Origin of the sequence: Roseinatronobacter alkalisoli, assembly GCF_028745735.1 — a bacterium.
In the GTDB taxonomy this organism is placed as follows: domain Bacteria; phylum Pseudomonadota; class Alphaproteobacteria; order Rhodobacterales; family Rhodobacteraceae; genus Roseinatronobacter; species Roseinatronobacter alkalisoli.
The window spans coordinates 1-8106 of the sequence record NZ_JAQZSM010000059.1 but is presented as its reverse complement, the minus strand read 5'-3'; the positions used below and the strand labels follow the sequence as shown (position 1 = coordinate 8106).

The window sequence follows — 8106 nt, the reverse complement described above, 5'->3', positions numbered from 1 at the left end:
CGTAAGTCATGGAAAATGACCGCGTGCGAGAAAGGCAATGTCTGCCCTCACTGTGGCAAGGCTGTCTTTGAGATGGGTCGTTCATTCAAAGCGCCGAGAAAATCCGACACCGAACAATGGCAAAAGGGCCAATTCGACGCCAACGGCTTGAACGCATTTCAGCAGTTCGCTCAGTTCGCAGCATAATTCCGTCCAGCATCAGCCTACACTCAACCATGTCGGAAATTTGCGACAGAACCCGGCGCGGCGGGTCGGTTTTACATATGCAGCGACACGCACTCTGTCGTGAACGGCCACGAGCAGGCCATTACTGGCAGGGACTCTGAAGGTCACTTTCGTCGCAGAGTGGGCCGTGCAATCGTCATCGTGCATTTGAACAAACAGCAGTTCAACTTCAGCGGAACACTGGGCTTCCCCCAATTTTCTCCACGGCAAAATCGATGAAGGCGCGATTGACGGCGGGTAGGTTTCGGCGCGAAGCATAGAGGGCGTAAAGAGAAAGCTCAGCCGGTGTCCAGCCGGGCAGAACCTGCACGAGGTTCCCCTTGGCGAGATGCGGGGCTGCGGCGAAGGTCGGCAGCATGGCAATTCCTACCCCTTCGAGGGCGGCGCGGAGAAGCAGATAGGCTTCGTTCGTCTGGAGCGGTCCCGTAACATCGATCGTCTCGGTTCCGTCCGGGCCCGAAAGCGTCCAGGTCCGCGCGCCGAATTGCGCGTAGGTGACACATGGCTGACCTGCGAGATCGCCAGCCACACCCGGGTTGCCTATCCGCGATAGAAGTTCTGGTGCCGCGCAAAGCACGGACCCGACACCGCCGAGACGGCGGGCGATGACGGCGCGGTCGAGCACGCCGGTGATGCGCAGGGAGACGTCGATCCGGTCCTGGACCAGATCAACGAGGCGGTCGGTGACCTGAAGGTCGATCGATACCTTGGGGTAGCGTGCCACAAAATCGGGAAGCATGGGCAGGACCACCGCATCGGCCAGCACCCCGGGCATTGCGACGCGAATCTCACCCTGCGGCATGGAAGTCTCAGCGTTGCGACCCGAGATGCCTTCGGCAATCTCGATCAACTCCCGACAGCGCGCCATCGCACCCTCGCCTGCGGGCGACAGCGACATGTGGCGGGTTGAGCGATGCAGAAGACGCGCGCCCGCCCAATCCTCCATAGCATTGAGGTAGCGCGAGGCCATCGCCCGTGACATGCCGAGCGCCTCTGCGGCGGCCGTCGCGCTGCCGCGCTCGACCGTCTCGATGAAAACTCTTGCGGCGATGATCCGGTCCAACATTATTCGCTCATATCATGCAACACAGACGTGCGTATTCTACTATTTATCTCCGAAACAGGAAACACCAGATAGGCCTCACACGGAAAGGAAACAGCATGACCCAGCATCTCCAGTTCACTTACCTCTTTGATCCGCTCTGCGGGTGGTGTTACGCATCCGCGCCCGCTCTGAAGCGGATCGCCGAGGCCCACACAGACCGCTTGCGGCTCCTGCCCACCGGTCTTTTCGTCGACCCTCGCCCCGTCGCAGCGATTGCGGACCATGCCCGCAGGAACGACGGCCGCATCCAGGAACTGAACGGCCAGCGCTTCACAGAGGCCTATCACCAAGGGGTGATGCGCGCGCCCGGCGGTATCTTCAGCTCCAAGTCACTGACGCGGGCGCTCGTGGCGCTCGGACGGATCGATGCGTCCCTCGAGCCGCGCTTCCTGCATGCAGCCCAGGAGGGCCGTTATGTCGAGGGGCAGGACACGTCCCGCGCTGGGGTCGTCGCAGAGATCGCCGTGGGCGTGGCACGGAACGCGGGTGTCGAGATCCAGCTGTCCGCTTTTCAGGCCGAGATCACAGACGACCCGGCGCTCGAGATCGAGACCGACCGCCGCATCGGCGAAGGGCGTGCCTTGATGTCGACGCTCGGCATCCAGGGCATACCGCAACTGATCGTCACCGATAACCGCGGCACGCGCGTTCTCGACAGCCAGACCCTATACGCAGGCGGCGACGCCGTCCTTGCCGCCATCGGCGAACCCGCCTGATCCATCAAACAAAGGAGAAATACCATGAAAGTCGCTCTTATCGGGGCTTCCGGCAATGCCGGGCAACGCCTCCACAACGAACTCGTCTCGCGCGGCCATGACGTTACCGCCATTGCGCGCAATCCCGAAAATGTGCAGCCGCTCGACCGAACCCGGGCAGTCGCCGGCGACATCGACGCTCCCGAAGCGCTGGTAGGAGCGCCATCAGAGGCCGTGAACAGATCTTAATTGAACACTACGGGGGCTCTCAACGCTCTGGCGGTTCATCGGGAAATATTATCAATGGCATTAGTCCTTCTAACCCCAACCGTCAAATATACCTAGAAGAAGCGAGACGCAGGTTTGGGGGTATGTGATGAATAGAGTAAGCATCAAGTCAAAACTATTCGCTGTTCCTCTAGACGATGGTTGGTTTGGTTTTGCCAAAGAACTACCTTCGCCAGTCAACGAAGTTGCTTTCCTTGATTTAAAGTGCCCCACACCTGAGGTTGAAACTTCTGTCGCGAAAACCGCGCCCGTTCTATTCAGAATTTGGATGCATAAAAGCGCGACATCTGGGAAAAAAAGTTGGAAACGAGGTGGATTCGTTGAATTAGACGATGCTGAGTTCTCACCAAGTTCCTTTTTCAAGAAGGACCCGATCTCTGGAGAGTATTCTTTATACGCCGGCCTAGATGAAATTCCAACCACCCGGGAAGCATGCATTGGACTTGAACGAGCCGCTGTTTGGGAACGGGACCATGCAGAAGCGCGTTTGAGCGACTACTTCGCTGGACGTGAGAATGTATTCGTGAAAAGCTTGCTTCTGTGAATTGGTTTAAAGGCATTGCCAAGTTGTTTGCGCGGCGTGACTTTGCTACGAGTTGCGGTATGAAATTACCGACGTCCATGCCGCGCCTGAAGGGCTTTCGTTTTCCACGCGAGATTGTCGCCTACGCTGTCTGGGCGTACCATCGGTTTGCGCTGTGCACGGCGGATGTCGAGGATCTGCTTGCCGAACGAGGCGTCATCGTGAGTGACTGGACGAAATCCGCGAAAGCAGGGCAGAGGGTTGGTCAGGATGCGATGCCGCTGGCTGCACTTGGAATGATTAAATGAAAAAATTCGGCGTTTGGCTCTTTGAACGATCTATAGAAATAGTGAGTGTATCCACCTTCATAATCGTACATGAACGAACCATTAGGGGTGCTAGAGGAAATTTCCTCGAAGAATTTTCTCGCACAGCTCCTCTTCCATTAATCTTTTATATAATATCGGGTTACATATTTTCCTGCATCTATTTTGGTCTGATTTCACGCCAAGCACGAGCTCACGTTCAAGTACCCATAATGGCCTTAGCGTTTTCAGTTCATACATTCGTTTTCTTTTTGAGAACTAGCGATGCCTTTAATGACTACACGTGGAAACTCTATGCCGTCGGCCTTGCGATTGTTGTATTTGCAAGCACGGTTGGCAGTTTGCTTTTAGTAAAGCGTTACGACTCTCCGTCTTAAAACCGAACGGTTTTGCAGGCATTGCCAAGTTGTTTGCGCTGCGCGATTGGCGTAGGTGTGCGGTCATGAGTATACCATCCTCTCTTCCGCGCCTGAAAGGCTTTCGTTTCCCCCGCGAGATCGTCGCTTATGCGGTCTGGGCCTATCACAGGTTTGCGCTCAGCACGGCGGATGTTGAGGATCTTCTGGCGGAGCGGGGTGTCACTGTCAGCCGAGAAGCGATACGTCTTTGGGTCAACCGGTTTGGCGCGCATTTCGCGGCGTGCATCCGCCGGGACCGTCCCCGACCAAATGACAAATGGCATCTGGACGAGGTCGTGGTCTCGATCAACGGGGTAAAACAATGGCTCTGGCGGGCCGTCGATGCTGATGGGGACACGCTTGAAATCTTGGTTCGAGAGGCGCCGCAACGCCAAGACTGCAAGGCGTTTGCTGAACCGGCTGATCGCGCGCTTTGGTCAGCCGAGGGTTGTCATCACCGACAAGCTGTGCAGCTATATCAAGCCGATTGCGCGTCTGGCGCCCGATGCGGACCACCGCGCTCACAAAGGCCTCAACAACCGGATCGAGGGCAGCCACAGGCCGACCCGAAGGCGGGAGAAGATCATGGCCGCTTCAAGTCTCCACGCCAGGCACAGCGCTTTCTCGCCGCACATGACCAAATCAATACGATCTTCAAACCCCGCCGCTACCGACTGACAGCCACGTCCTATCGCCACGCCCGTGCCGATGCCTTCGGGCTGTGGGCCGAGTATACCCGTGAAATGACCGCATGAATGCACGAGGTGCAGATCACTGCACCCAGCGGACAACAACTTGGCAATGCCCAACAGTCCCCTCTGAAACGAAAGCGTCGGACCACCCGGGTTTCGAGCCTGAGAAAGACACTTGCTAAAGATCGCAGTTTCGTGATCGTATGATAGCGTTCACGTGCGCATCAGGCCGCAATTTTTCTTTGGGAGGAGAGAATGACCATGAGTTTTCAACGCAATGGATCTGTGGCGGGGGCTTGCTTCGCTATGCTGCTGACGTTCAGCGCATCAAGCGCGCTTGCAGATGACTGTCCGAACCGCGGCGATCTGGATGACATGTTCTGTGACGCGAACGGCGATCTGGTCGCTGATACGCCCGAAGATTCCTCGCGTTGGCGCAATCCATCTACGTTGGTCTTTGCTTATACGCCGGTTGAGGATCCCGCCGTATATGCGAACATCTTTTCCGATCTGATTGACTACCTGAAGGAATGCACTGAGCGCGACGTGGTGTATTTCAACGTGCAGTCAAACGCCGCCCAGATCGAAGCGATGCGATCAGGCAGGCTTCATATTGGCGGCTTTTCAACCGGGCCAACCGGCTTTGCCGTAAACCTCGCAGGGGCGGTGCCTTTCGCGGTCAAGGGCGATGCCGAGGACTGGCAGGGCTACAACCTGATTGTGGTTGCCCGGGCAGACAGTGACATCGAAAGCCTGACTGATCTCGCAGGGAGACGGTTCGCGCATACTTCCGCCTCGTCCAATTCGGGAAATCTCGCGCCCATGGCACTCTTTCCGGAGGAAGGGCTGACCCCAGGCGAAGACTACGAGGTAATTTTCTCCGGCGGGCATGATAACTCGGTCATGGGCGTCGACTCCGGTGACTATGATGGTGCAGCCGTCGCTTCAGACGTGTTCGAGCGGATGGCACGGCGTGGCCAGATCAACGAAGAGGATTTCCGCGTCGTCTATCGGTCAGAGCGCTTCCCGACCTCGTCCTTCGCCTACGACAGCCAGCTTGCACCAGAATTGCGTGACAGGGTGCTCAGCTGCTTCATGGACTATCGCTACACCGAAGAAATGCAGCGCGAATTCGACGGCGCCGACCGCTTCTATCCTGTGACCTACGAGGAGCATTGGGCCGTGGTGCGCCGCGTTGCCGATGCGTCCGGCGCGCCGTTCAACCGTTCGACCTGGGAATCGCAGTGAGCGCCACGTCATTTGACGCGGCCACTCCGGGCCGCACAGAAAACGACCGGGGTCAGGGGGCAGCGACAGCACGCGAAATCGTGCTGTCGTTGCGCTCCCTGAATAAACAATACGAACGTGGGAAATCAGTGTTGAGTGATGTATCGCTCGACTTTCCGGCGCATGGTGTGGTGGCTATCATCGGCCCTTCGGGCACCGGGAAGTCAACGTTAATCCGCTGCATTAACCAGCTTGTCGAGCCAACCTCGGGCGAGGTCTGGCTGGGTGGAAAGGAGCTGACGAAACTGCGCGGCGCAGCCCTCAGGGCGGCGCGGCGTGAGATCGGCATGGTGTTTCAGGAGTATAACCTTGTCGAGCGGCTGAGCGTCATTGAAAATCTGCTTTGCGGTCGGCTTGGGTATGTTCCGCTCTGGCGTATCTGGACCCGCAATTATCCCGAGTCCGATATCGCCCGCGCTTTTGAATTGCTTGACCGGGTCGGCCTGGGCGATTTCGCCACCCGCCGCGCTGACGCACTTTCCGGTGGTCAGCGTCAGCGCGTGGGAATTGCCCGGGCGGTCATGCAATCGCCAAGACTTCTGCTCGCCGACGAACCCACCTCATCGCTTGACCCACGCACCTCGGTTGAAATCATGACCCTGATGCGCGACATCGCGGCCGAACAAAATATCCCGGTCATCATCAACATCCACGACGTTGCGCTGGCTCGACGCTTCGCCACGCGGATCGTCGGCATGTCAGCCGGTCGGGTGGTGTTCGATGGCCCGCCGGACGAACTGAAGGACCATCATCTGACTGAAATTTATGGCGGCAGCGCGTCCGGGGAGTGGATCGGTTGAGCGCGGCCGTCAAGTCGCTTCCCGGCCCCTCAATCCGCGCAAGGGCGTTCCGGCCCAACTGGCCCATGCGCGCCGTCTGGCTGGGGTTTGCGCTCTATGTCGTCTATGCGTCGGGCAGGCTGAATTTCACCTGGGACAGGTTCGTCACGGGGCTGGACCGGGGCGCGGTCTTCCTTGGGCGCATGTTTCCGCCGGAATTCACGCGCTGGCAGCTGATGGCAGAGGGGTTGCTGGAGAGCCTGCAAATAGCAATCATCGCTTCCGCCGCTGGCATTCTTTTATCGCTTCCTATTGGTCTCCTGGCAGCCCGGAATCTCATGCCTGCCGTGGTGACCGTGCCGGCCCGGGCCATCATTGCGCTCGCCCGGTCTTTTCACCCGATCATCGTGGCGATCATATTCGTCAAGGCAATTGGCTTTGGCCCGCTTGCCGGAATTCTTGCACTGACCTTAGGCTCTATCGGATTCGTTGCGAAGCTCTTCGCCGAGGCGATCGAGGAGATATCTCTTAAGCAGGTCGAGGCAGTTCGCGCCACGGGGGCAAGCTTTATGGGCGTCGTTATCATGGCTGTGTTGCCGCAGGTTCTGGCGCGTTTCATCGGGTTTTCGACCTATCAGCTTGACAGTAATCTGCGAAACTCAACCATGGTCGGCATCGTGGGCGGCGGGGGTATCGGCGGCACGCTCTTCTCGGCCTTTCAAAGGTTCGATTACGATTTTGTGGCGGCCATCCTGATCTCGATCATCGCAATGATTATGCTCGGCGAAGTCATCGCCACCTGGCTACGAAGGACATTCCAGTGAGCCACACCAATGATGCACCCCGCTGGCAAAGGTTCACGCGGGCGCAGCGACTGGCACGTTTCGCAGTGTATCTGGCCATGGTCATGGCAGTGGTATGGTCGGTGCAGAACGTGCGCGTCATTCCAGAGTTTCTCTACGACGCGCACACCCAGATGGCCGATCTCCTCCGCAGAATGTGGCCACCGGATATGGCGTACTATCCGGCGACGGTCCATGGCGCGCTGATAGAGACTTTGCATATCGCGACCTTAGGCACGATCCTGGCGGTCTCCATGGCTGTGCCGATCGGACTGATGGCCGCCAACAATATTGTACCGATCCGGATCGTGAACGAGTTTGCCAAACTTATTCTCGTTGCTTCCCGCTCAGTTAATTCGCTTGTCTGGGCCCTGCTGTTTGTCGCGATCTTTGGTCCTGGGGCATTGGCGGGAACCATCGCCATCGCCTTCCGTTCAATCGGTTTTGTCGGCAAGCTTCTTGCGGAGGCGGTCGAAGAGGCGAGCACTGGCCCGGTAGAAGCTCTCAGAGCCGTCGGCGCCCCCTGGCCAGCACTTTTGCTAAAAGGCTACTGGCCTCAGGTCCAGCCAGCGTTCTGGTCCATAGCGCTTTTCCGCTGGGATATTAACGTTCGCGAATCTGCCGTGCTTGGCCTGGTCGGCGCGGGAGGCATTGGCCTGGTTCTTGACAGCGCAATGAACTTCTTTCAGTGGACGCGCGTAGCAACTATTTTGATTGCTATCTTTATCGTTGTCATTCTGGCGGAAATCGTCGTGACGCAAATTCGCAAGCGCCTTATTTGAAGGCCGGAAAATTCCCCCGGTTTTGTGGGTTTGAGTGGGCGTTGTTGCGCAACTCATGCCTGAGGCATGATGGCCCCTCTCCCCGTCGGCGTCAGGCCACGCGAACGATCTCAGCGGTGCCGAGCGCATTGAAGCGGTTGATGAGGGCAATGCGGATCTGGATT

9 protein-coding genes and 2 pseudogenes are annotated in these 8106 nt (G+C 57.8%); 10 read left to right on the top strand and 1 reads right to left on the bottom strand.

All coding sequences use genetic code 11. From position 1 onward, the window contains the following. Positions 1-186 (top strand): hypothetical protein (locus PUT78_RS22365; RefSeq protein ID WP_274354456.1); only part of this gene is annotated, 186 nt, incomplete at its 5' end. A 208-nt stretch (positions 187-394) separates the two neighbouring features. Here the strand turns inward: PUT78_RS22365 and PUT78_RS22360 are convergent. Next, positions 395-1291: a LysR family transcriptional regulator gene (locus tag PUT78_RS22360; protein ID WP_274354455.1), complete on the bottom strand. Its 897-nt coding sequence runs from the start codon at positions 1289-1291 to the stop codon at positions 395-397. 95 nt (positions 1292-1386) lie between these two features. On the opposite strand from PUT78_RS22360, the gene PUT78_RS22355 reads away from it, so the two are divergent. The 9 genes and pseudogenes from PUT78_RS22355 (at position 1387) to phnE (PUT78_RS22315) (ending at position 7942) form a co-directional block, all read left to right on the top strand. After that, positions 1387-2046, top strand: coding sequence for a DsbA family protein (locus PUT78_RS22355; protein ID WP_274354454.1), 660 nt, complete (start codon positions 1387-1389; stop codon positions 2044-2046). 24 nt (positions 2047-2070) lie between these two features. Then, positions 2071-2274, top strand: coding sequence for an NAD(P)H-binding protein (locus PUT78_RS22350; protein ID WP_274354453.1), 204 nt, complete (start codon positions 2071-2073; stop codon positions 2272-2274). A 127-nt stretch (positions 2275-2401) separates the two neighbouring features. Next, complete coding sequence (locus PUT78_RS22345; protein ID WP_274354452.1) at positions 2402-2857, top strand: hypothetical protein; 456 nt, start codon at positions 2402-2404, stop codon at positions 2855-2857. Between the two features lie 59 nt (positions 2858-2916). Further along, a pseudogene (locus PUT78_RS22340) lies at positions 2917-3063 on the top strand (IS6 family transposase); the annotation flags it as partial. Positions 3064-3604: 541 nt separating this feature from the next. Then, positions 3605-4315: pseudogene (locus PUT78_RS22335) on the top strand (IS6 family transposase). Between the two features lie 243 nt (positions 4316-4558). Next, positions 4559-5500 (top strand): phosphate/phosphite/phosphonate ABC transporter substrate-binding protein, encoded by a 942-nt coding sequence (gene phnD, locus PUT78_RS22330; protein WP_274354451.1) that lies wholly within the window; start codon positions 4559-4561, stop codon positions 5498-5500. A gap of 80 nt (positions 5501-5580) precedes the next feature. After that, entirely contained in the window at positions 5581-6339 is a 759-nt protein-coding gene (gene phnC, locus PUT78_RS22325; protein WP_274354457.1) for a phosphonate ABC transporter ATP-binding protein, read from the top strand. A gap of 65 nt (positions 6340-6404) precedes the next feature. Next, the gene (phnE, locus tag PUT78_RS22320) at positions 6405-7142 is read left to right on the top strand and encodes a phosphonate ABC transporter, permease protein PhnE (protein ID WP_274354450.1); all 738 of its coding nucleotides are present in this window, start codon (positions 6405-6407) and stop codon (positions 7140-7142) included. After that, complete coding sequence (gene phnE, locus PUT78_RS22315) at positions 7139-7942, top strand: phosphonate ABC transporter, permease protein PhnE (RefSeq protein ID WP_274354449.1); 804 nt, start codon at positions 7139-7141, stop codon at positions 7940-7942. Before phnE (PUT78_RS22320) ends, phnE (PUT78_RS22315) begins: the two co-directional genes overlap by 4 nt. Positions 7943-8106 lie beyond the last annotated feature (164 nt).

Coding starts and splice junctions, on each gene's coding strand:
- PUT78_RS22345 (WP_274354452.1), top strand. CDS start 2,402: ATGAATAGAGTAAGCATCAAGTCAAAACTATTCGCTGTTCCTCTAGAC.
- PUT78_RS22355 (WP_274354454.1), top strand. CDS start 1,387: ATGACCCAGCATCTCCAGTTCACTTACCTCTTTGATCCGCTCTGCGGG.
- phnD (WP_274354451.1), top strand. CDS start 4,559: ATGCTGCTGACGTTCAGCGCATCAAGCGCGCTTGCAGATGACTGTCCG.
- PUT78_RS22360 (WP_274354455.1), bottom strand. CDS start 1,291: ATGTTGGACCGGATCATCGCCGCAAGAGTTTTCATCGAGACGGTCGAG.
- PUT78_RS22350 (WP_274354453.1), top strand. CDS start 2,071: ATGAAAGTCGCTCTTATCGGGGCTTCCGGCAATGCCGGGCAACGCCTC.
- phnE (WP_274354450.1), top strand. CDS start 6,405: ATGCGCGCCGTCTGGCTGGGGTTTGCGCTCTATGTCGTCTATGCGTCG.